This is a genomic window from Haloferax elongans ATCC BAA-1513 (genome assembly GCF_000336755.1).
GTDB lineage: Archaea > Halobacteriota > Halobacteria > Halobacteriales > Haloferacaceae > Haloferax > Haloferax elongans.
In genome coordinates this window covers 184,666-205,150 of the sequence record NZ_AOLK01000021.1, presented here as the reverse complement: position 1 = coordinate 205,150, position 20,485 = coordinate 184,666, and the positions used below count along the sequence as shown (strand labels likewise).

The window sequence follows — 20,485 nt, the reverse complement described above, 5'->3', positions numbered from 1 at the left end:
CCGAGAAAGAAAAGTCGTGCTACTCGTCGACGAGTGACACGTCGAGGCGTTCTTCGAGCGCGCGAATGACCGACCCACCGATGTTGGCTCGCGTCGCCCGTCCCTGCTCGATTGCGAGCAGTTGCTTCTCGTCGAGTTCGAGTTCGTCGGCGAGTTCGGCGAGTTGGAGGCCAGCATCCTGCCGAGCCGACTCGACCACGCCGCCGTAGCCGGAGACGAGGTACGGAAGCCGGTCTTTCTCGTAGTTCGTCCCTTCTTCTTCCCAGTGTTTCGAGTCGCCCTTCGCGCTGTCGTACATCTTCGCCGTCCGTTGGGCGGCGCGCTTGCGGCGGTTCTGCTCGGAGTAGTCACGAGAGGACGACGACTCCTCGCGCTTCTTGTCGGCGTGGCGGTTGTCGCCGTGCGGTGCGCAGTCAGAACAGACGAGTAGGTCGGCACCAGCGACGTTCGCGCGCCGGAGTTTCCCCGTCGTTCGGCCGCAGAGTTCGCAACTATCGCCGTCGGAGCCGCCTCCACCCCGATTCGTCGAGTACTTCGCCATGGGGCGTGTTACTCGTTCGACCCTTTTAAACTCGCGGCCCCGGCCGGGGCAGGCGGTCGGGCACTGTGAGCACTCGACATGGCGACTGTTCACCGGCGGACCTCTACAGGACAGCGCAGTCGCTGTCTATTGTCGTGGTACTGTGTCGCGGGACTGTGTCGGAGAAGAACCCGAGAGGTGTCTCTCAGGAGTGTAGTGTTCGGAAGGATTGTGCGTGGGTGATGTCCATGTAGGAAATCACCTGCATCTTGCGATGCGTGGGACCGGATTTGAACCGGCGGACCTCTACAGGACAGCGCCCTCAACGCTGCGCCGTTGGCCTGGCTTGGCTACCCACGCTCGCTGTGTCTTACTGCATTCCACGTTACCCCGCGGTAATTTAAATGACTTTCCTTTCGGCGCGGCAATGTCGGGCGTTTGCAGACGCCGTGGGACTGTGTTCGGACAGAACGATTTTGCGTGCGCAGGCCTCCAGTACGGGTATGGAGTTCCGTGCCCGCAACCACGTCGGCGGCCTGACTGCCGCGCTCTCGGTTGTCTCGCTCACGCTCGTCTTCGGTGCAGTTCTCGGGGCGATTCCACGCGCAGCCATCCCGCACGCATCCGAGGAGGTGCTGCGCGCGATTCCGCACGTGAACGCCGTCATCAGCACCATCGCTATCGTGACGATTCTCGCCGGCATTCGGTTCGTCCGACGCGGCGAGATAGCGCGCCACCGCCAGATGATGCTCACCTCGTTCGCCCTGTTTGCGACGTTTCTCGTCCTCTATCTCTACAAGGTCGTCGTCCAGGGCACGACGGAGTTCCCCGGGCCAGAGACAATCTACCAATTCGTCTACCTCCCGACGCTGGCGATTCACATGCTTCTCGCAATCATCTGTGTCCCCGTCGTCTACTACGCCCTGCTCTTGGCGATGACGCGCCCCATCTCCGAAGTGTTCGGAACGGACCACGCTCGGTTTGGACGCCTAGCGGCGTCGCTGTGGCTCGTGTCGTTCGTCCTCGGGAACGTCGTCTATCTCCTCCTCTACGTGCTCTACTAACCTGCGTGTAGGGAGAGTCCCGTCTGCACCGTGGCGCTGGCGGAGTGTCCGTCACCGCACGCGGCGAGCAGGCGGGAGTGGTACGTGGACGCGACCGGCAGGTCACTAAGACGAGGGCGCTCGAGCAAACGTAAGAGAGACGAGCGCCTCGTCGGTGTCGCACTCCGTACTCCATCCCAAAACCCGGTCTGGATGGGCTGAAGTACGATTCCACAGACGGACGCGTGGGTCAAGAAACGCCGTGTTGACTATGCTATCGTGGAATTCGTGACCGTCTGGATAGATGATAAAACGTCGTGGCTGGAGCGATTCGACCCCCGTGAGTGGCCGTCAGTCGCTGACCGGCACGTCGACACCGACTGCGGGGCGGGTGACGTCGCGGTCGGTCGTCTCGTCGTCGATGTCGTACGGGTACTCGCCGGTGACACAACCGAGACACAGGTCTGCGCGGGACTTCCCGAGCACCTCCGAGATGGCGTCGATAGAGAGATAACTGAGGCTGTCGGCGGCGATGGTGTCGCGCACGTCCTCGACGGATTTGTCCGAGGCGATGAGTTCCTCGCGGGTGGCCATGTTGATGCCCATGTAACACGGCGCGACAATAGGCGGGGCACCGATACGCATGTGAACTTCCTCTGCGCCTGCCTCGTAGAGCAGTTCGACGAGTTGGGTCGAGGTTGTCCCGCGGACGATGCTGTCGTCGATGAGTGTGACCGACTTTCCTTTGACAGTGCTCTTGATAGGATTGAGTTTCAGGCGCACGGCGCGCTCGCGTTCGTCCTGCGTCGGCATGATGAACGTCCGACCGACGTAGCGGTTTTTCATCAGGCCCTCGGCGAACTCTACGCCTGCCCCGTCTTCCTGCGCAGCGTCGGCGTAGCCGGAGGCGAACGCCCGCCCGGAGTCGGGGACGGGCATGACTACGTCTGAATCCACACCCGCCTCTTCCCAGAGTTTACGACCGAGTCCGCGACGGACTTCGTAGACCAGCGTGTCGTTCATCACGGAGTCGGGGCGCGCGAAGTAGACGTGTTCGAAAAAGCAGTGGGCCGTGTTCTCGCGTTCGACGAGTTGATACGAGTCGAATCCGGAGCCGTCGGGAGACAGGACGACGAGTTCGCCCGGTCGAACGTCGCGGACGAGTTCTCCATCGAGTGTGTCGATGGCCGCAGATTCGGAGGCGAGGATGTAGCCGTCGTCGACTTTGCCGATACAGAGCGGGCGATTCCCTTCGGGGTCGCGCACGCCGAGGACCGTCTCGTCGTGCATGATAGTCAGCGCGTAGGAGCCGTGGATTCGCTCCATCGTTCGCTTGACAGCACGGACGAGGTCTTCTTCGAGGAGGTTGCGCGCGAGGTCGTGAGCGATGACTTCGGTGTCGCCCGTCGACGTGAACGCGTGACCGTGGTTCTCCAACTCGTCGCGCAGTTCGTCTGCGTTGACGAGGTTCCCGTTGTGTGCGAGCCCGAGCGACCCGGACTTGAACGAGACGGCGAACGGCTGCGCACATGACTTCGTCACGTCGCCAGCGGTTGGATACCGAACGTGACCGATACCAGTCGTCCCCTTCAGCCCGTCGAGGTCGTCAGGGCCGAAGGCGTCGCCGACGAGACCCATCTGGACGTGGCTGTGCTGTTGAAACCCGTCGTGGGTAACGATGCCTGCCGACTCCTGTCCCCGATGCTGGAGGGCGTATAGGGAGTAGTACAGGGGTCGTGCGGCGTCTCGACTGTCGAGTGCGACGCCGACGACGCCACACTTCTCAGTCAGTCCGCCGATGTGGTGGGAGTCGTCCCGCCCAGTTGCCATACCAGATGGTAGGGCAGCCATGGGGTAAAAAACCCGTCCTTATGCGGTAACCACGGGTTTTCCAACCCCGAATTATCCAAGTTTGTGTATATTGTCGTTCGCGGGCGACAAATTTGTGTAGCGAGCATTTCCCGGACGGGACACTCTCCCGGCGACTTGCGTGCTATCAAAGTGACAAGGTTCTCGAAGGAAAGCCAGTATCCCGACTAGTGGTAACTGGTAGCACAGTTGCAGAACGAACCGGGTGTCAGGAAGGTTGCTGTCGGTGCCCGCCGAAAGCGGCGAGACAAAAGACAGAAACGGTCGAATCGACCGTCAGTGTGTTGGTTAGTTATCGCCAGACTTCGACTGCCAGGCGTAGCTACGACGCTTCTTCGACTTGCCGAAGCCACAGGACGAGCAGACCTTCTTCTTCACGTGGTAGGACTTCTCGCCACAGCGACGGCACTTGACGTGCGTCGTCTTGTTCTTCTTTCCTTGGCTAGGGGTTCCTGCACCCGTCATGCTTTGATGGTCACGACGTTATCGCCGCGTATAATGGTTGTGTCTTCGACTTGCTCGAGTTCGATATCCCCGGGCATGGTGTCGTCGAGTGACTCTTCGAGAACGACGTTCATGTGCTGGTCGTAGCCAGCGAGGACGCCGTAGTATGCGCTGCCGTCCTTGAGAGTAACGGTCACCGGTTCGTCCAGTGACTCTTCGAGGACGTCGAGAGGTCGACCGCTCATGTTTGAACTCCATCTCGTGGTTATCTTAAAGGTGCCGGACCGAGGGCCACGTCACCCCACGTTCACGCCCATTTGGTCGATATTAATACCAGTTAGTGACACCTTCCGCCTCGCACTTTGTGCGTATCGGCCTCTCGATGTGTCGATTGAAAACGTCGTTCGAGACAACGTTGCTTGTGATTCACAATCTTGCGACCGAATCGGAGCCACACCATCGCTCCGTGCCGGTTCGTTCCAATTAGACAACATATCCCGGCGTCGTCGGGCGAGCAGGCGGGCGCAGTGAACCCACGTAGTTTTTAGTACCCCCGTGAGTAGTTGGGAGTACCACAAACCCGCGGGTAAGTGCGGGTGTGCCCGATTCGAACCAGATGCGGGCCACCTCGCACGCGGGGTCATTCGACCGACGAGCTGCAAGACGCCGGGGCCGGTGGCCCCCAGACACCCGTCTTTCCGTGAGCACCTTCGCCACATCGTGGCTTTCGATGCTCGGAATATCGAGAGATAAACCATGGAAATTGAAATTGCAACCATAGGCGGATACGAAGAAGTTGGCCGTCAGATGACGGCAGTCCGTGCGGGCGACGACGTCGTCGTCTTCGACATGGGCCTCAACCTGTCGCAGGTTCTGATCCACGACAACGTTGAGACCGAAAAGATGCACAGCCTCGACCTCATCGACATGGGCGCCATCCCGGACGACCGTGTCATGAGCGACCTCGAGGGTGACGTGCAGGCAATCGTGCCGACGCACGGCCACCTCGACCACATCGGTGCCATCTCCAAGCTGGCACACCGCTACGATGCGCCCATCGTCGCGACACCGTTCACCATCGAACTGGTGAAACAGCAAATCGAGGGCGAGAACAAGTTCAACGTCAACAACGACCTCGTCAAGATGGAAGCGGGCGAGATGATGTCCATCGGCGACTCCGGACAGGTCGAACTCGAGTTCGTCCACGTCACTCACTCCATCATCGACGCCATCAACCCGGTTCTTCACACGCCGGAGGGTGCCGTCGTCTACGGTCTCGACAAGCGTATGGACCACTCGCCGGTCCTCGAAGACCCAATCGACATGAAGCGCTTCCGCGAAATCGGCCGCGAGGGCAACGGTGTCCTCGCCTACATCGAGGACTGTACGAACGCCGGTCGAAAGGGCCGCACGCCCTCTGAGTCCGTCGCTCGTCGCCACCTCAAGGACGTCATGACCTCCGTCGAGGACTACGACGGCGGTATCGTCGCGACGACGTTCTCGTCGCACATCTCGCGTGTCTCCTCGCTCGTCGAATTCGCCAAGGACATCGGTCGTCAGCCGGTCCTCCTCGGCCGCTCGATGGAGAAGTACTCCGGCACGGCCGAGCGCCTCGGCTTCGTCGACCTGCCCGACGACCTCGGGATGTACGGTCACCGGAAGTCCGTCGACCGCACCTTCAAGCGAATCATGAAGGAGGGCAAGGAGAACTTCCTGCCAATCGTCACGGGCCACCAGGGCGAGCCGCGCGCGATGCTCACCCGCATGGGTCGCGGCGAGACGCCGTACGAGATTGAAGACGGCGACAAGGTCATCTTCTCGGCACGGGTTATCCCGGAGCCGACCAACGAGGGCCAGCGCTACCAGTCCGAGCGCCTCCTGCGCATGCAGGGTGCCCGCATCTACGACGACATCCACGTCTCTGGTCACCTTCGTGAGGAGGGCCACTACGAGATGCTGCAGGCACTCCAGCCCAAACACCTCATCCCGGCTCACCAGAACCTGAAAGGCTTCGCTCCGTACGTGGACCTCGCGGAGAGTCAGGGCTACGCCCTCGGCCGCGACCTCCACGTGACGCGGAACGGCAACATGATCCAACTGGTGGACTGATGAGTCCTGACGCGACGGAACAGCGAGTGCTCGAAGCGATTCGCGAGCGACGCGAACTCGTGAACGAGGCACTCGACGAGGACGTGCCGATGGCGGAGCCGGAGCGGCTCTACGAAGCCTCTCGGTACCTCCTGAAGGCTGGCGGCAAGCGCCTTCGCCCGACAGTCTCACTCTTGACGGCCGAGTCCCTCGCCGACGTCGAACCGATGTCGGAAGACTACCGCGCGTTCCCGACGCTTTCGGGCGACGCCATCGACGTGATGGTCGCCGCCGTCGGCATCGAAGTCATCCAGTCGTTCACGCTCATCCACGACGACATCATGGACGACGATGCCCTTCGGCGCGGCGTTCCGGCGGTTCACAAGGAATACGACACCGAGACCGCCATCCTCGCGGGCGACACGCTGTACGCGAAAGCCTTCGAACTGCTGACGAAGACCGGGTCGGACCCGGCCGACGGTCTCGAAGCCGTTCGTCGGCTCGCGACCACGTGTACGCAAATCTGCGAAGGGCAAGCGCTCGACATCGAGTTCGAACACCGGACCGGGGTGCTCCCCGACGAGTACCTCCAGATGGTCGAACTCAAGACGGCAGTGCTCTACGGCACTGCGGCCGCCATCCCGGCGGTCCTCATGGGTGCTGACGACGACGTGGTCGAGGCACTCTACCAGTACGGCCTCAAGTCGGGAAGCGCGTTCCAGATTCAGGACGACGTGCTCGACCTGACGGTCCCGTCGGAGAAACTGGGCAAGCAGCGCGGCTCTGACCTCGTCGAAAGCAAGGAGACCATCATCTTCCTCCACGCGCGCCAGCAGGGCGTCGACGTGGACGACCTCGTCGAGGCCGAGACGGCCGAGGAACTCACCGAAAGCGAGGTCGAATCCGCTGTCGCCGACCTCGAAGCGGCCGGCAGCATCGACTTCGCGCGCGACATGGCCCAAGACCTGACCGACCAGGCAAAGGCCGACCTCGACGTCCTCCCGGACAACGAGGCCCGTGACCTACTCCGCGATATCGCGGACTACCTCATCACGCGCGGCTACTGAGGACGCAGCTCGCGGCGACCACCGAGTCCCGCTCGGTGGTACTCGTCGCACTCGCCGTCTTTCTCCTGAACGTACCACCACGTGAGCAGTGCAGTAACTGAAAACGAGTTGTAACGCTGTCAGCGCAATACATATCTATTCACAAATGCTAACATGTACCGTACCCCTGCCCGCGTGCGAGAACTACCCTTCCCGCAATCCGGGCCTGTTTTTACGCGCGCCGCGGAATCGGACGATAATGGACGACGAGCTTCGAGAGCGCGTAGAGCGAGAAGCAGAGAAACACGCCCTCCTCAACGCGGTCAAACACGACAGCGACGCCGACGTGGGTGCCATCATGGGCCCGCTGATGGGCGAGAACCCCGACTTCCGTCAGCACGGCGGTGAGATTCCGGGCGTCATCGGCCCGGTCGTCTCGGAGGTCAACAGCCTCTCGAACACCGAAAAGCGCGACCGACTGGAAGACCTCGCGCCCGAGGAACTCGCCGAGATGGAAGCGGAAGACGAGGAAGACGACTCGCTGCTTCCCGACCTGCCGAACGCCGACGGGTACGACGAGATTCGCATGCGCGCCGCGCCGAACCCCAACGGCCCGTGGCACATCGGCCACGCACGCATGCCCGCCGTCATTGGGACCTACAAGGAGATGTACGATGGCTCCTTCATCGTCCGGTTCGACGACACCGACCCGGAGACGAAGCGCCCGGACCTCGACGCCTACGACGCCATCCTCGACGACATCGACTTCCTCGGCTTCGAACCCGACGACGTGATTCGCGCGTCGGACCGCGTCGAGACCTACTACGACCACGCCCGCGAACTCATCGAGATGGGCGGCGCGTACACGTGTTCGTGCTCGGGCGAGGACTTCTCGAACCTCAAGAACGACGGGAAGCCGTGTCCACACCGCGACAAGGACGCCGAGACGACCCTCGAGGAGTTCGAGGACATGGTCGCAGGCGAGTACTCGTCCGGTGAGATGGTTCTCCGCGTCAAGACCGACATCGAGCACAAGAACCCCGCACTGCGCGACTGGGTCGCCTTCCGCATGATAGACACGCCGCACCCGCGCGAAGAAGCCGCAGACTACCGTGCGTGGCCGATGCTCGACTTCCAGTCCGGCGTCGACGACCACCTCACAGGCGTCACCCACATCATCCGTGGTATCGACCTGCAGGACTCCGCCAAGCGCCAGCAGTTCGTCTACGACTACTTCGACTGGGAGTACCCCGAGGTCATCCACTGGGGCCACGTGCAGGTCGACGCCTACGGCGTGAAGATGTCCACCTCGACGCTCAAGCAACTCATCGACGACGGCGAACTCGACGGCTGGGACGACCCGCGCGCGCCGACGCTCAAGAGCCTCCGTCGCCGCGGTATCCGCGGACAGGCCATCGTCGACGCGATGGTCGCACTCGGCACGTCAACCTCGAACGTGGACCTCTCGATGAGTTCCATCTACTCGAACAACCGCGACCTCGTCGACGACGAGACGGACCGTTACTTCCTCGTCCGCGACGGAGAGGAGTTCGCCGTCGAGGGCGGCCCGGACACCGCCCACCCGCCGCTGCACCCGAGTTTCGAAGACCGCGGCACCCGTGACATCCCCGTCGGCGACAGCGTCCTCCTCGAATCGGGCGACGTGCCCGCCGAGGGCGACCGCGTCTGGCTCAAGGGCTTCGGTGCCGTCCGCCGCGAAGACGACACGCTCGTCGCTACCGGCGACGACCTCGACGTGGTCCGCGAGGGCGACGTCGACGTGATTCACTGGGCACCCGCCGACGGTGTCTCGGTTCGGATGCGCACCATGGACGGCGACGTGACGGGCGTCGCAGAACCCGACTTCGCCGACGTGCCTGTCGACGAACTCGTCCAGTTCGAGCGCGTCGGCTTCGTCCGCGTGGACGACCGCGACGACGACGAGACAGTCGTCTACTTCGCGCACAAGTAATTCGACCCTCGCGTCGAACCGCTCGATACGAACACTCGTTTTACGGCCACCGACGAACGGACAGCCATGACGCTCGTCGACCTCACTCGCCTCGTCGAATCGGGGATGCCGACCTACCCCGGCGACCCACCCATCTCTGTCGAATCGCACGCGGACTTCGACACCGACGGCTATCGCGTTTCGCGTCTCGAACTTGGAACACACGCCGGGACGCACGTCGATGCACCATCCCACACCGAACCGGACGGGCGAACACTCGACGACTACGCGGTGGCGGACTTGCGCTTTACGGCCCAAGCGGTCGACTGCCGCGATGTCGGCGCGGGAGAGCTCGTCGGACCCGGGTCGATTCCCGATGGGATAGCCGACGATACGGACTTCCTCGTCTTTCGAACTGGCTGGGAACGCGAGTGGGGAACCGAGCGAATGACCGACCATCCGGTGCTCGCACCCGAGACGGGGCAGTGGTGTGCAGACCACGGGGTTTCGGTCGGCATCGACGCGCTCAGTCCCGACCCAACAGGTAACGACGGCGTCCCGGTCCACCACGCGGTCTTGGGTTCGGAACTACTCATCGTCGAAAACCTCCGCGGGCTGGACGCGCTCCCCGTGGACCGCCAGTTCGACCTCTTCGTGATGCCGCTTCGCGTCGATGCCGACGGGGCACCCGCCCGAGTCGTCGCGGAGGTTTAAGTCGGAAGACGGGACCACACAGGCACAACGGCACAGCGGACTGAGTTCAGAATACGACGGCGAGGACGAACCCAACCAGCATCGAGAACGTCAGGAACACCTGCACTGCCGACGAGGCGAGGACGCCCACGGTCGCGTAGAGTGCCCGAAGGCCGCTCTGTTCGGCGTCCTCGTGTTCGAGGTACTCGACGACGAAGACGGTCCCGGCGACGCCGACGAAGATACCGAGCGGGCCGAGGACGAACATGAGGACGAACCCGACGACCGCCGCGAGCAGCGAGGTTCGACTCGATGCACCGCCGACGCGGGCCGCGACGAAGCCAGCCCCGTAATCGGCTGCGAGGGCCACGAGGCCAACCAGCAGGAGGCCGACGACACCGAGCAGACCGGGGTCTGAGAATCCCGTCGACCACCAGTAGAGGAGGACGGCCACGACCGAGAGGAGCGCACCCGGGAGCAACGGGAGCACACTCCCGACGATTCCGAGGACGAGGAGGGCGATAGCAATCCAGAAGAACAGGTCCATGTCGGGCCGGTTCGAGCGGGAGGGTAATCACGTATTCGACCGGGAGGACGAACCCACTACCGGGGTGTCGGACGGTCATTCGGGGTATGATTTATTGTCTCGTCGATGAATGGTACTTACTAACATGGCTATCGACCCTAACTTCGAGCAGAACCGAGAGAAGGTCGGCGAAGAGAACGGAGTCGCCGTGTGGGGGCCGGTCGACCCACCGGAGAAACTCGGCATCCACGGAACACACGTCGCCGTCGACTTCGACATCTGTCTCGCCGACGGTGCCTGTCTCGAAGACTGCCCCGTCGACGTGTTCACCTGGGTCGATACCCCGGGCCACCCCGAGTCAGAGTTGAAGGCCGAACCGACGCACGAAGACCAGTGTATCGACTGTATGCTCTGTGTCGACGTCTGTCCGGTGGACGCTATCGACGTCGATCCGGGGCGCGCAGGGCGCATCTGAGCGCGCTGTCCTGCCCGAGCAACGTCAACTATTCCACTGTTTCGCGGCCGTTGAGCCGCTGCCTTCGCTGAATTTCCGTGTGGAGTGCACAAAAGATTATTATGAATCTGAGGCCACAATAACGTGAGGGAAGTTCTCAATGCACACAGTCGTACTCACGAAAGGCGTTCCTGACTTCCGGGAAGGCCAGGTATCGTTCGACGAGGATGGCCACCTCGAACGGGGGAAGACGCCCACGGTGATGAACCCGAACGACCAGTTCGCTCTGGAGGCCGCACTGCAAACACGGGTTCGACACGGCGGTCGGGTCAGCGTGATGAGCATGGGACCGCCGGGATACAAGGAGGTGCTACAGGAGGCGATGGAGTCGGTGTACGCCGACGACCTCTTTCTCGTCTCCGACCGTGAGATGGCCGCTGCGGACACGTGGGCGACGGCGATTACACTCAGCGCAGGCATCGAGAAACTCGGCGAACCAGACATCGTATTTGCCGGATTCAAGACGGCCGACGGGGAGACGGGCCACACTGGACCGCAGGCGAACTGGTGTCTCGACATGCCGCTTGTCACCCACGTCATCTCACTGGATGTCGACGAAGACGAGGGCATCCTGCGAGCGAAACGTCTCGTCGAGGGAGATATCGAGGAAATAGAGACGGTTGAGACGTCGCTTCCGGCGTTCGTCGTCACCGACCCGGAGTTCGCCCCGTCGTATCGCTCGGCGGGTGACCGACTCACGCTGAAGGACCTCCGCGAAGAGACGAAAGCGCGCGCCGAAAACTACGAAGACCACCTGACGGTGTGGGACCACACCGACGTCAATCTCGACCCGGACTACATCGGACTCGATGGGTCGCCGACTATCGTCTCCTCCGTGGACCCAATACCGAAAGCACCCGCAGAGCGCGAAGCGACGATGGTTGACCCCGACGATTCGGAGGCGATGGACGATGTGTTGGAAGCGATGCAGTCCGCACTTGCTGGTGACGCGGCCGCCGCGGGAGGTGATTGACAGTGACCGACTTCGACCCGGGAGACTACGAGATTGCAGAACTCGGGCCAGCTATCAAGGACATCGACGACGTCGCCGAGTTAGAAGAGATTCTCCAGAAGGAACACCGCGGCGAGAACCGTGCAGGGGCCATCGCGCTCATCGAGAGTCGCATCGAGAAGTTCTCCGAGGACGACGAGGAGCCAGCCGACGCCGACAGTCTCGACCTCTCGGGGATGAGCGCGGCCGACGTCGGGAACGCGCTCCAAGACATCGACGACATCTCGGACCTCGAATCACTCCTCGAACGCGAGGAGTCGGGTGAAGACCGCGGGTCAGTCAAGCGTCTCATCCAGAACCGTATCGACTCGGTACAAGGAAGCGACGAGGAGGCGGCCGAGGCCGAAATCGACGAGCGCCCACCCGAGGAGCGACACCCGAACCTCGACCACCCGACACGGGACAAACGCCACGTTCGGGCGCTTCGCGGTGGCGTCTACCGCGACATGTGGGTTTACTGCGAGACACAGGTGGGCGAACTCATCGACGTGTCCAAAGAGATGCTCGGCAAGGCCCGTCAACTGATGGACCAGTACAACGACGACTACGACGAACAGGAACGAGTCGTCGCGGTCCTCATCGGCGACGACGTGTCGAAGCACGTCGAGGACGTCGTCGAGTACGGCGCAGACGTGGTCGTCGTCCGCGAAGACGACCGACTCGGCCGGTTCCAACACAAGGCCTACACAGAGGTGTTCTGCGACATGGCGCGGGCTGGTGCGAGCCACGACGGTGGCGAGGTCCACGGCGGCCGCGACGAAGACTGGCGCGACTACGACAAGCCGCGGTACGTCCTCTTCCCGGCGACGAACAACGGCCGCGACCTCTCGGCGCTCGTGCAGGGCGAACTCGACTCGGGTCTCGCGAGCGACTGCTCCGGGCTCTACATCACAGAAGAGGTCATCTCGAACCCCGTCAAGACCGGCGTCGCCGGGGAGAAAAAGGAGTTCGAGCGCATCCTCCATATGAAGCGCCCGGACTTCTCCGGATTCGAGTATTCGACGATTCTCTGTATCGACAACCCGACCAGAGAGTTCCACCCACAGGGCGCGTCGGTCATCCCCGGAAGCTTCGACATCCCGGACCCAGACCCCGCGCGTGAGGGACTCGTCGTCGAACACGACGCGCCACTCGACGACGACTGGTTCACCGTCACGGTGACCGACTACGACCAACTCGACGAGGGAATCGACCTGACCGGACACGACGTTATCGTCGCGGTCGGCCGTGGTATCGGCGACGACCCCACGCGGGGCATCGAACTCGCCCAAGAACTCGCGGGGCAGTTCGACGACGCCGAAATCGGCGTCACCCGCGGTATCGTCACCGGCTCGTACCAATTCGACGGCCACGTCGAGCAGTACACCCACGAAGACAGGCAAATCGGCGAGACGGGCCAGATAGTCGCGCCCAAACTGTACATCGCGGCGGGTATCTCGGGTGCCGTCCAGCACAAGGTCGGCATGGACGAATCGGACACTATCGTCTCCATCAACACCGACCCGAACGCCCGAATCAGGGACTTCTCTGATTACTTCATCGAGGGCGACCTCTTCGAAGTGCTTCCGCGTCTGACCGAAGCGCTGAAAGAAGGACAGTTAGGGGAGGCTATCGCCAGCGACGGTGGAGACACGGCGAACGAGGGAGGTGACACGCGATGACTGACTACGAACACTACGAAGCAATCGTCGTCGGGGCAGGCCCCGGCGGTGCCGCGGCAGCAGCGACATTCGCTAACTACGGAATCGAGACGCTCGTCCTCGAACGCGGTGTCGAAGCGGGGTCGAAGAACGTCTCTGGCGGGCTCATCTACGCCGAGGAGTCGGCCCCATACACCATCGACGACCTCTTCCCCGGATTCCGCGAGGAGGCGGCCGAGCGACCAATCACCACCTACCGCATCCACAACATCGCGGGCTCGAAGGTGGAATCGTTCGACCTGACGCGACTACACGAACACGACACCGAATGGTCCGATGCCGTCCTTCGCCGGAAGATGGATTCGTGGCTGGCCGAGCGCGTCCACGAGCGAACGCGCGAGGCCGGTGGCGGCCTCTTGACCGACGTTCACGTGAACGGTCTCCTCCGCGAAGACGGGAAGATAGTCGGCATCACGACGGACGAACTCGACCCGATTACGGCGGATGTCATCGTCGCCGCCGACGGGGTGAACTCGGAACTCGCCCGCGACGCAGGGCTGATGGACTGGGACGAACCCGAAGAGTGGTTCCAGGGCGTCAAAGCAGTCGTCGACATGCCCGCCGACGTCATCGCCGACCGATTCGACGTGGGCGAAGACGAGGGCGCGGCCCACCTCTTCTCGGGCGACCTGTTTTCGGGCGTCCGCGGCGGTGGGTTCCTCTACACGAATCGTGAGTCGCTGTCGCTGGGCACCGTCTTCCACCTCGACAGCCTCGTTGCGGAACGCGCCGAACCGCACGAACTGCTCGACGCCATGCTGACCCACCCGCTTCTCGGCCAGTGGTTGGACGAGGACTACACCGAAGTCGAGTACAGTGCCAAGCTCGTCCCCGACTCGAAGAAGGTCGCACTCCGCGAACCGCACTTCGGCCGGCTCATGGTCGTCGGCGACGCGGCCGGACAAATGCAGGCGCAAGGCCCCATCATCAAGGGGATGAACCACGCCGTCAGCGCGGGGGCGCTCGCAGCAGAGGCGTACGCGCAGGCGAAGTCCCGAAACAGCCCGGAAGACGCCGGAACACTCTACGCGAAAAAGCTCAAGCGCGAGGGCGTGATGCAGAAGCTCCGCCCGCAGGGATACGAACTGATGCGCGGCATCACCGAGCGCGACTCGGTCACTGACCTCGTCGACAGCGTCCTCACGTCGTCGGTCGGCCGGTTCGGGGTTCGGGCGCTCTCGGGGCAACTCGAACGCCTCTACAACACGCCTGCGCTCTCGTCGATGATTCCCGACACGCGAACACCGTACGTCACACTCCCGACAGTCATCGCCGAGGAACTCGGCACGCGAATACGGGAGACCAACGACGTGTCGCCGCCGGACCTCGAAGCCCGCATCGAGAACCTCACCTACGACACCGACATCGGAAACCCTCACATCACGGTTCTCGACAACTCTTTCGAGGCGAGTGGGGCCGCTGTGTCGGCCTGTCCGGTGAGTGCGGTCGACTTCGGCGGCGGTTGCTACCGCGAGGAGTTCGTCCGAACCAACGGCTCCGAGGAACGCGTCGTCAGCCTCGACACACAGCCTTGTGTCGAGTGTGGAACCTGCGCCGTCGTCGCCGACACGGAGTGGACTCACCCGCGCGGCGGGAAGGGCGTCGAGTTCAATCAGGGGTGAGTCGATGACGGGAGACACTGCACCGCAGCCCGCGGCGGACGCCGAGCGCGACCCGGAACACGCCCGATTCGGCCAGCGCGCCCGCGACCTCGCGGCCGAGGCGCGTGAAGCCCGTGAGGCGTTCGAGCCGCCGGACGAGGAGCGCACAGATGAGCAGGCGATGTCGTACGCCCGCGAGGGCGTCGGCCCGGCCGTGTCTCTCTACATCGAGGCGCGGACTGGCGGCCGGATGGTCGCGTTCACAGAAGACGAGTTTCGGCTCCTCCAGCGCGCGCTCAACGACTGGCTCTCGCTGTACGCCCGGTGTTACGGCGTTGACCTCGACGCCGACTTCACCATCCGCGAGGCCGCAGAGATACTGCTGAAGACGCACAACGTCCGCGACACGGCGCAACTGTTGACGTGCGTCCCGGCGCGGCGGTGAGTGCGTCGGCGTCCGCTTGCGCCACGGGTTACTCTTGAACGGACGCGTCAGCTACAGACCTCACTGAAAGAAACGAACTCTGCAACGTGTAACAGCCATCGTCCGACATGTGGGTGATTCTCGTGTCGTTACTATCACGAATAACAATTATTAACCATGGGTGTTATTGTGTACCATGGAAGTCACAGACAGTCTCAACTTCGACCACAAGGACCGCAAAGACATCTACGAGTACATCGAGCGCCACGGAACAGTCCGCGAGGACGAGGTACGTCGCGCGCTTAACTTCGACCCGGCCGCACTCGGGACTCACCTGACGATTCTGCGACGAGACGGTTACATCCGAAAGGTCGGAAACCACGTGCAGGTCGCCTACGCGCCCGGCGAAGAGGAGGTACACACGCTCGACGACCTCGACGTGACCATTCGGATGGCTCAGGACGTGGACCTCGAAAGTCTCGTCGAGGCCATCCACGAAGTCGCCGACGAAGGGACCTACATCGAAGCCGAGACTGTCGCAGACATCATCGACCACGAGGAAGTCGTCCTGCGACACAACGAACTCAGTTCTCGCATGGTGTTCGTCGCGACGACCGACGACCACCTCGCCGGATGGGTCCACCTCGACCTGCCGGAAGCCGAGAAACTGAGCCATACGGCCGTTCTGACAGTCGGAACACGCTCCAAGTTCCGCGGCCACGGCATCGGGAGCAAACTCCTCGACCGCGGCGTCCGTTGGGCGCGCGAACACGGCTTCGAAAAACTGTACAACAGCGTTCCGGCCACGAACGAGGGCGCAATCACGTTCCTCGAAGAACACGGGTGGGAGACCGAGGCGGTCCGCGAGAACCACTACAAGATAAACGGTGAGTACGTCGACGAAGTGATGATGGCCTTCAGCCTCCGGTGAAGCCAGCCACCCTACGACCAGTTTTCTTCTGCATCGTCGAGCGGAATCGCGACGACCCCGTCCTGCTGAGCGAGCGCCCGAGCGTGTCCCGGACAGACGTCTCTATCGGCAGCCCACGGAATGTGGAGTCTGACCGCCGCGACGTTGTCGCAGTCGGATTCAGTGCATTCAGCCATGGTTACTCGTAGCGCTCCCGTTCGGCGGCTGCAACGTCGGTGCCGTAGTAGTTCACGAGCGGTTCGAACGCGTCTCCGAGGGCGCGCATGCACTGCGCCGTCGAATGGAAGCCGAGTTCCTCGGCGACGGGTGTCCACGGCCGCGCCTGCAGCACCTTCCTGACGAGGAGCCGTTCTTCCAGCTTGGTGAGCGAGGCGTTTTTTGGTGCCGTGAGGTGGGCGAGCGCGAGTTCCTTGAACGCCCCCGGTGCAGACGTGTACTGCCCCGGTCCGTACGAGGCTCCGACGACGACTCGCCACTCGTAGGGTGACAGCGACGGTTCGAACTCGGGGTCGACCGCAGCCAGTGCCGCCCGCGCGACATCAGGGTCGAGGTCTGAGAGCGCGTCAGTCAGCACGTCGCCGATGCGGCCGAGGAACCAGCGTGCATGCCGGTCGTGGAGTGCCTCACCAGCATCTGACAGCGGGTGCATCATCAGCGCGGAGTACTCGCCGCTGGTGTCGTTGCGGGTCGTCGAGAGGTGGACGGTTCGATACCCGTTGTCGCGCCAGAACGAGAGCAGTTCGGGTGTCGCACCGAAGCCGACCCCGAGATAGTCCGCGTCGTCTTCGAACTCGTTTCGGATGGACGAAAGCAGGTGTGACCCGAGCCCGCGCGAGCGAACCGCGTGGTGGGTGGCGATGCGCATCACGCGATAGCCCACGGGGACACCTGCCTGCTCGTCTCGGAGTTGGCTCGTGAAGACGTCGGGAAGCATGTTCCCGCGGATGCGACCGCCTTCGTACATGTGCTGGCGCGTCTCGGCGTCCAAGCCGCCTTCGCGTGCGAGGAGTGCAACCGAGACAACTCGGTCGTCGAAGGTGAGCGCCCGGAGCGTCAGGTTCGGCGCGTCGAGGAGGCGCGCGAGGTCGTCGGGTTCGGTTCGGTAATGCGCGAGCACGAGCAGCCCGAACGCTTCTCGAAGCAGGTGCTCGTCGGCGAGCAGGTCGTCTGGCGTGAGTCGGCGGTACGCGACAGTGCTGTGGGCCGCGTCCTCGATTAACTCCTCGACCGGTGGCCGCGCATCGAGGAGGAGCGCGCGGAAGGTCCACGATTCCACGGGGTCGCCGACAGCGTATCGAATCGGGTGGTCGAGACGCACGTCAGTCACCTCGTGTGACGACTCGTCGAGTCGGTCGCGGAACCGGACAGAAAAGCCGCGCCCTGCCCCTTCGTATCCCCTGACAGTCGTACAGAACGCGACTGCGGGCGCGTCGAGATACGACGAGAGGAGTCTGACGGGGAGTGCAGCGGCTTCGTCGACGATAAGAACGGTCTCGTGGCCCGCTTCGGCTCCAGCCTCCGTCGGCGGGACGTACCGGACTCGACCGCTGCCGCGTGCCGAGAGGTCGAACGCGTCGGCGCTTCCGTCGGACAGTGCGCCGAGGTCGTCCAGCAGTCGTTCGGCCCGGACGAACACTTCGGCAGCGTTCCGTTTCCCGGGTGCGGTTACGACGACGTCCCGCCCCTCGGCCGCGAGAGAGCCAGCGGCGAGCCCGGCAGCACTGGACTTGCCGCGGCCGCGGTCCGCTTCGACGACGACCGCGGCGTCATCTTCGTGGAGGACTTCGAGGGCCGCAAGCGCGTCGGACTGGTCGGCTGTGAGGCAATCTTCGTAGGCGCGCCGCGGGAAGAGCCGGTCGCGCGGAACCGGCGGAAGCGGAATGTCGAACGTGATTCCCTGTTCGTACGCGCCGTCTCGCTCGACAGTGCCGGTGTCGAGGTTCACGAGCGCGACGCCCGGGTGGTCGCGGAGCGTCGAGACGAGTCGCGTGCGGAAGCGCCCCGACACGTCTTCGACGGTCGCTGGCGGGACAGCGAGGCGCTCGTCGAACGAGTTTCGGGTGCTCGCCCACTCGTCGAGCGAGGGAGTGAGAAGCACGAGGAGGCCGCCGCCGTCGATAGCGCCCGCAACGCGACCGAGCGCGTTCGGAGAGAAGTCGTCGTGGGCGTCGAGGACGACGACAGTGCGGGTGGTTCCGAGGAGGTTGGCTGCGTGTCGCGGTTCGATGCGTTCGAACCGGAACCCCTCGCGAGTCGTGACGAACGTCACCTCGTCGTCGGGCACGTCGGCACCGCGAACCACGTCGAAGGCGGCGTCGATACCGCTGTCGCGTTCGCCCGAGATGACGACCAACCGGCGCTGATTGGTCGCCAGCGCCTCGTCGCGCCGGGCGGCGGCGAGCCCCTCGATGTCGGGTGTACCGGCGGGCGAGTCGGAGACGGACGGGTCGCCGGAACGAGTCATACGAATGGATAGTCCACGAACGTATTCACTTCCTTCGGTCCCAGCGACGAAAAACCGACTCCCGGTCGTACTGGAGGTGACGGAAACGAGGTGGTTTTCCCCTCGCGTGCGGACTCGTCGCACGCCGTCGAGATTTTGAAAGCGCTTTTATGGGGGCCAAAGCAAGGGATGTGTACAGCCTGTCCGGGGTTGATGAACCTCCTCGCCGTAGGGATTGTGCCTGCCGGTCAGTTTCGACCGACCGGTGCGCCGGCGAGGGAGTCGAGCCCGCGAGCAGGATATAGGTGAACAACAATGGCTGTCTACGTAGAATTCGACGTACCGGCCGACCTCGCTGACAGCGCCGTCGAGGCGCTCGAGGTCGCCCGAGATACTGGTATCGTGAAGAAAGGAACCAACGAAACGACCAAGGCAATCGAGCGTGGCAACGCTCAGCTCGTCCTCATCGCCGAAGACGTCTCCCCCGAGGAAATCGTCATGCACCTGCCCGAACTCGCAGACGAGAAGGGCATCCCGTTCCTCTTCGTCGAGACGCAAGACGACATCGGCCACGCCGCCGGCCTCGAAGTCGGCAGTGCGGCCGCGGCAATCGTCGACGCCGGTGAGGCGTCGGACGATGTCGAGGACATCGCGACCAAGGTCGAGGACCTTCGATAACTGACCATGAGCGCGGACGAACAAGCCAGCGACTCGACCTCTGCCGAAGTCATCGAAGTCGTTGGAAAGACAGGGATGCACGGCGAGGCCATGCAGGTCAAGTGCCGCATCCAAGAGGGCTCCAACAAAGGGCGCATCATCACGCGAAACGTGCTGGGTCCCGTCCGTGAGGGCGACATTCTCCAGCTGCGCGAGACCCAGCGTGACGCCGACTCCATCGGAGGTCAGTGAACATGGTTGAGAAGCGAACCTGCGACTACAGTGGTGAAGACATCGAGCCCGGTACGGGCACGATGTACGTCAAGAACGACGGTACCATCCTCCACTTCAAGGACTCGAAGGCCGAGAAGAACTACTTCCTCGGTCGCGAGGCCCGTGACCTCGAGTGGACGGAAGCCGGTCAGCGCGCACGAGGGGAGGACAACTAAATGTCCGACGCAGAGCGCACCTTCGTGATGGTCAAGCCTGACGGCGTCCAGCGCGGTCTCATCGGCGACATCGTCTCTCGCTTCGAGGACCGCGGTCTGAAGATGGTCGCCGGCAAGTTCATGCAAATCGACGAGGAACTCGCCCACGAACACTACGGCGAGCACGAGGGCAAGCCGTTCTTCGAGGGTCTCGTCGACTTCATCACCTCCGGTCCCGTCTTCGCGATGGTCTGGGAAGGTCAGGACGCGACGCGACAGGTCCGCCGCATGATGGGCGAGACCGACCCCGCCGAGTCCGCTCCCGGTACCATCCGCGGTGACTACGGTCTCGACCTCGGTCGGAACGTCATCCACGGCTCCGACCACGAGGACGAGGGCGCAAACGAGCGCGAAATCGACCTGTTCTTCGACGACGACGAACTGGTCGACTACGAGCGCATCGACGAAACCTGGCTTTACGAGTAAGTCAGGTCGCGGTTTTTCGTTTTCTTCTCCCGAGTGGAGCGGCCGCTACGTCTGTTGGCACTCCTCTCGTCCGCGCTCTGACCACTCAGAGAGCCATCACCCCACGCGT

General features: G+C 63.1%; 22 protein-coding genes and 1 tRNA gene. 15 read left to right on the top strand and 8 right to left on the bottom strand.

Annotation, left to right across the window (positions count from 1 at the left end; genetic code table 11):
- Window positions 1-19: 19 nt before the first annotated feature.
- Both C453_RS13870 and C453_RS13865 read right to left on the bottom strand, forming a co-directional pair.
- Window positions 20-541: a helix-turn-helix domain-containing protein gene (locus tag C453_RS13870; protein WP_007543422.1), complete on the bottom strand. Its 522-nt coding sequence runs from the start codon at window positions 539-541 to the stop codon at window positions 20-22.
- Window positions 542-795: 254 nt separating this feature from the next.
- Window positions 796-880 (bottom strand) — tRNA-Leu (locus C453_RS13865).
- A gap of 143 nt (window positions 881-1,023) precedes the next feature.
- Here C453_RS13865 and C453_RS13860 point away from each other — a divergent pair.
- On the top strand, window positions 1,024-1,584 hold the full coding sequence (locus C453_RS13860; protein ID WP_008325291.1) for a DUF420 domain-containing protein: 561 nt from the start codon (window positions 1,024-1,026) through the stop codon (window positions 1,582-1,584).
- Between the two features lie 330 nt (window positions 1,585-1,914).
- Here the strand turns inward: C453_RS13860 and purF are convergent, their stop codons facing one another.
- From purF to C453_RS13850, 3 genes are all read right to left on the bottom strand, one after another.
- Window positions 1,915-3,393: an amidophosphoribosyltransferase gene (purF, locus tag C453_RS13855; protein WP_008325290.1), complete on the bottom strand. Its 1,479-nt coding sequence runs from the start codon at window positions 3,391-3,393 to the stop codon at window positions 1,915-1,917.
- Window positions 3,394-3,720: 327 nt separating this feature from the next.
- Window positions 3,721-3,897, bottom strand: coding sequence for a 50S ribosomal protein L37e (locus C453_RS19620; protein WP_004042936.1), 177 nt, complete (start codon window positions 3,895-3,897; stop codon window positions 3,721-3,723).
- Entirely contained in the window at window positions 3,894-4,121 is a 228-nt protein-coding gene (locus C453_RS13850; RefSeq protein WP_007543428.1) for an LSM domain-containing protein, read from the bottom strand. Before C453_RS13850 ends, C453_RS19620 begins: the two co-directional genes overlap by 4 nt.
- A 511-nt stretch (window positions 4,122-4,632) precedes the next feature.
- On the opposite strand from C453_RS13850, the gene C453_RS13845 reads away from it, so the two are divergent.
- The 4 genes from C453_RS13845 (at window position 4,633) to C453_RS13830 (ending at window position 9,675) form a co-directional block, all read left to right on the top strand.
- A complete protein-coding gene (locus C453_RS13845) occupies window positions 4,633-5,985 on the top strand; it encodes a ribonuclease J (RefSeq protein WP_007543429.1) in 1,353 nt (450 codons plus the stop codon).
- Window positions 5,985-7,031, top strand: coding sequence for a geranylfarnesyl diphosphate synthase (gene idsA3, locus C453_RS13840; protein WP_008325287.1), 1,047 nt, complete (start codon window positions 5,985-5,987; stop codon window positions 7,029-7,031). Before C453_RS13845 ends, idsA3 begins: the two co-directional genes overlap by 1 nt.
- 238 nt (window positions 7,032-7,269) lie before the next feature.
- Window positions 7,270-8,982, top strand: a complete 1,713-nt coding sequence (locus tag C453_RS13835) for a glutamate--tRNA ligase (protein ID WP_008325286.1) — start codon at window positions 7,270-7,272, stop codon at window positions 8,980-8,982.
- A 66-nt stretch (window positions 8,983-9,048) separates the two neighbouring features.
- Window positions 9,049-9,675, top strand: coding sequence for a cyclase family protein (locus C453_RS13830; RefSeq protein ID WP_008325284.1), 627 nt, complete (start codon window positions 9,049-9,051; stop codon window positions 9,673-9,675).
- A 46-nt stretch (window positions 9,676-9,721) separates the two neighbouring features.
- Here the strand turns inward: C453_RS13830 and C453_RS13825 are convergent, their stop codons facing one another.
- The gene (locus C453_RS13825) at window positions 9,722-10,201 is read right to left on the bottom strand and encodes a DUF456 domain-containing protein (RefSeq protein ID WP_008325283.1); all 480 of its coding nucleotides are present in this window, start codon (window positions 10,199-10,201) and stop codon (window positions 9,722-9,724) included.
- Window positions 10,202-10,325: 124 nt separating this feature from the next.
- On the opposite strand from C453_RS13825, the gene C453_RS13820 reads away from it, so the two are divergent.
- From C453_RS13820 to C453_RS13795, 6 genes are all read left to right on the top strand, one after another.
- On the top strand, window positions 10,326-10,655 hold the full coding sequence (locus tag C453_RS13820) for a 4Fe-4S dicluster domain-containing protein (RefSeq protein WP_007543453.1): 330 nt from the start codon (window positions 10,326-10,328) through the stop codon (window positions 10,653-10,655).
- Between the two features lie 139 nt (window positions 10,656-10,794).
- The gene (locus tag C453_RS13815) at window positions 10,795-11,667 is read left to right on the top strand and encodes an electron transfer flavoprotein subunit beta/FixA family protein (RefSeq protein ID WP_008325280.1); all 873 of its coding nucleotides are present in this window, start codon (window positions 10,795-10,797) and stop codon (window positions 11,665-11,667) included.
- A gap of 2 nt (window positions 11,668-11,669) precedes the next feature.
- Complete coding sequence (locus tag C453_RS13810) at window positions 11,670-13,367, top strand: electron transfer flavoprotein subunit alpha/FixB family protein (protein WP_008325278.1); 1,698 nt, start codon at window positions 11,670-11,672, stop codon at window positions 13,365-13,367.
- Window positions 13,364-15,028: an FAD-dependent monooxygenase gene (locus C453_RS13805; RefSeq protein WP_008325276.1), complete on the top strand. Its 1,665-nt coding sequence runs from the start codon at window positions 13,364-13,366 to the stop codon at window positions 15,026-15,028. Before C453_RS13810 ends, C453_RS13805 begins: the two co-directional genes overlap by 4 nt.
- 4 nt (window positions 15,029-15,032) lie before the next feature.
- On the top strand, window positions 15,033-15,452 hold the full coding sequence (locus C453_RS13800; protein WP_008325274.1) for a hypothetical protein: 420 nt from the start codon (window positions 15,033-15,035) through the stop codon (window positions 15,450-15,452).
- Window positions 15,453-15,627: 175 nt separating this feature from the next.
- The gene (locus C453_RS13795) at window positions 15,628-16,362 is read left to right on the top strand and encodes a bifunctional helix-turn-helix transcriptional regulator/GNAT family N-acetyltransferase (RefSeq protein WP_008325272.1); all 735 of its coding nucleotides are present in this window, start codon (window positions 15,628-15,630) and stop codon (window positions 16,360-16,362) included.
- 11 nt (window positions 16,363-16,373) lie between these two features.
- On the opposite strand, the gene C453_RS20455 is transcribed toward C453_RS13795, so the two are convergent.
- Window positions 16,374-16,538, bottom strand: a complete 165-nt coding sequence (locus C453_RS20455) for a hypothetical protein (protein WP_008325271.1) — start codon at window positions 16,536-16,538, stop codon at window positions 16,374-16,376.
- A gap of 2 nt (window positions 16,539-16,540) precedes the next feature.
- Entirely contained in the window at window positions 16,541-18,826 is a 2,286-nt protein-coding gene (tmcA, locus tag C453_RS13790) for a tRNA(Met) cytidine acetyltransferase TmcA (protein WP_049907697.1), read from the bottom strand.
- A gap of 294 nt (window positions 18,827-19,120) precedes the next feature.
- On the opposite strand from tmcA, the gene rpl7ae reads away from it, so the two are divergent.
- The 4 genes from rpl7ae to ndk are packed head-to-tail and all read left to right on the top strand — an operon-like array spanning window position 19,121 to window position 20,376.
- On the top strand, window positions 19,121-19,483 hold the full coding sequence (rpl7ae, locus tag C453_RS13785) for a 50S ribosomal protein L7Ae (protein WP_007543462.1): 363 nt from the start codon (window positions 19,121-19,123) through the stop codon (window positions 19,481-19,483).
- Window positions 19,484-19,489: 6 nt separating this feature from the next.
- Window positions 19,490-19,714 (top strand): 30S ribosomal protein S28e, encoded by a 225-nt coding sequence (locus C453_RS13780; RefSeq protein ID WP_007543463.1) that lies wholly within the window; start codon window positions 19,490-19,492, stop codon window positions 19,712-19,714.
- A gap of 2 nt (window positions 19,715-19,716) precedes the next feature.
- Window positions 19,717-19,911 carry a 50S ribosomal protein L24e gene (locus tag C453_RS13775; RefSeq protein ID WP_007543465.1) on the top strand — a complete coding sequence of 65 codons (195 nt, stop codon included), beginning with the start codon at window positions 19,717-19,719 and terminating at the stop codon, window positions 19,909-19,911.
- Complete coding sequence (gene ndk, locus C453_RS13770) at window positions 19,912-20,376, top strand: nucleoside-diphosphate kinase (RefSeq protein ID WP_007543467.1); 465 nt, start codon at window positions 19,912-19,914, stop codon at window positions 20,374-20,376.
- Window positions 20,377-20,485: the final 109 nt, after the last annotated feature.

Coding starts and splice junctions, on each gene's coding strand:
- C453_RS13870 (WP_007543422.1), bottom strand. CDS start 541: ATGGCGAAGTACTCGACGAATCGGGGTGGAGGCGGCTCCGACGGCGAT.
- C453_RS13860 (WP_008325291.1), top strand. CDS start 1,024: ATGGAGTTCCGTGCCCGCAACCACGTCGGCGGCCTGACTGCCGCGCTC.
- purF (WP_008325290.1), bottom strand. CDS start 3,393: ATGGCAACTGGGCGGGACGACTCCCACCACATCGGCGGACTGACTGAG.
- C453_RS19620 (WP_004042936.1), bottom strand. CDS start 3,897: ATGACGGGTGCAGGAACCCCTAGCCAAGGAAAGAAGAACAAGACGACG.
- C453_RS13850 (WP_007543428.1), bottom strand. CDS start 4,121: ATGAGCGGTCGACCTCTCGACGTCCTCGAAGAGTCACTGGACGAACCG.
- C453_RS13845 (WP_007543429.1), top strand. CDS start 4,633: ATGGAAATTGAAATTGCAACCATAGGCGGATACGAAGAAGTTGGCCGT.
- idsA3 (WP_008325287.1), top strand. CDS start 5,985: ATGAGTCCTGACGCGACGGAACAGCGAGTGCTCGAAGCGATTCGCGAG.
- C453_RS13835 (WP_008325286.1), top strand. CDS start 7,270: ATGGACGACGAGCTTCGAGAGCGCGTAGAGCGAGAAGCAGAGAAACAC.
- C453_RS13830 (WP_008325284.1), top strand. CDS start 9,049: ATGACGCTCGTCGACCTCACTCGCCTCGTCGAATCGGGGATGCCGACC.
- C453_RS13825 (WP_008325283.1), bottom strand. CDS start 10,201: ATGGACCTGTTCTTCTGGATTGCTATCGCCCTCCTCGTCCTCGGAATC.
- C453_RS13820 (WP_007543453.1), top strand. CDS start 10,326: ATGGCTATCGACCCTAACTTCGAGCAGAACCGAGAGAAGGTCGGCGAA.
- C453_RS13815 (WP_008325280.1), top strand. CDS start 10,795: ATGCACACAGTCGTACTCACGAAAGGCGTTCCTGACTTCCGGGAAGGC.
- C453_RS13805 (WP_008325276.1), top strand. CDS start 13,364: ATGACTGACTACGAACACTACGAAGCAATCGTCGTCGGGGCAGGCCCC.
- C453_RS13800 (WP_008325274.1), top strand. CDS start 15,033: ATGACGGGAGACACTGCACCGCAGCCCGCGGCGGACGCCGAGCGCGAC.
- C453_RS13795 (WP_008325272.1), top strand. CDS start 15,628: ATGGAAGTCACAGACAGTCTCAACTTCGACCACAAGGACCGCAAAGAC.
- C453_RS20455 (WP_008325271.1), bottom strand. CDS start 16,538: ATGGCTGAATGCACTGAATCCGACTGCGACAACGTCGCGGCGGTCAGA.
- tmcA (WP_049907697.1), bottom strand. CDS start 18,826: ATGACTCGTTCCGGCGACCCGTCCGTCTCCGACTCGCCCGCCGGTACA.
- rpl7ae (WP_007543462.1), top strand. CDS start 19,121: ATGGCTGTCTACGTAGAATTCGACGTACCGGCCGACCTCGCTGACAGC.
- C453_RS13780 (WP_007543463.1), top strand. CDS start 19,490: ATGAGCGCGGACGAACAAGCCAGCGACTCGACCTCTGCCGAAGTCATC.
- C453_RS13775 (WP_007543465.1), top strand. CDS start 19,717: ATGGTTGAGAAGCGAACCTGCGACTACAGTGGTGAAGACATCGAGCCC.
- ndk (WP_007543467.1), top strand. CDS start 19,912: ATGTCCGACGCAGAGCGCACCTTCGTGATGGTCAAGCCTGACGGCGTC.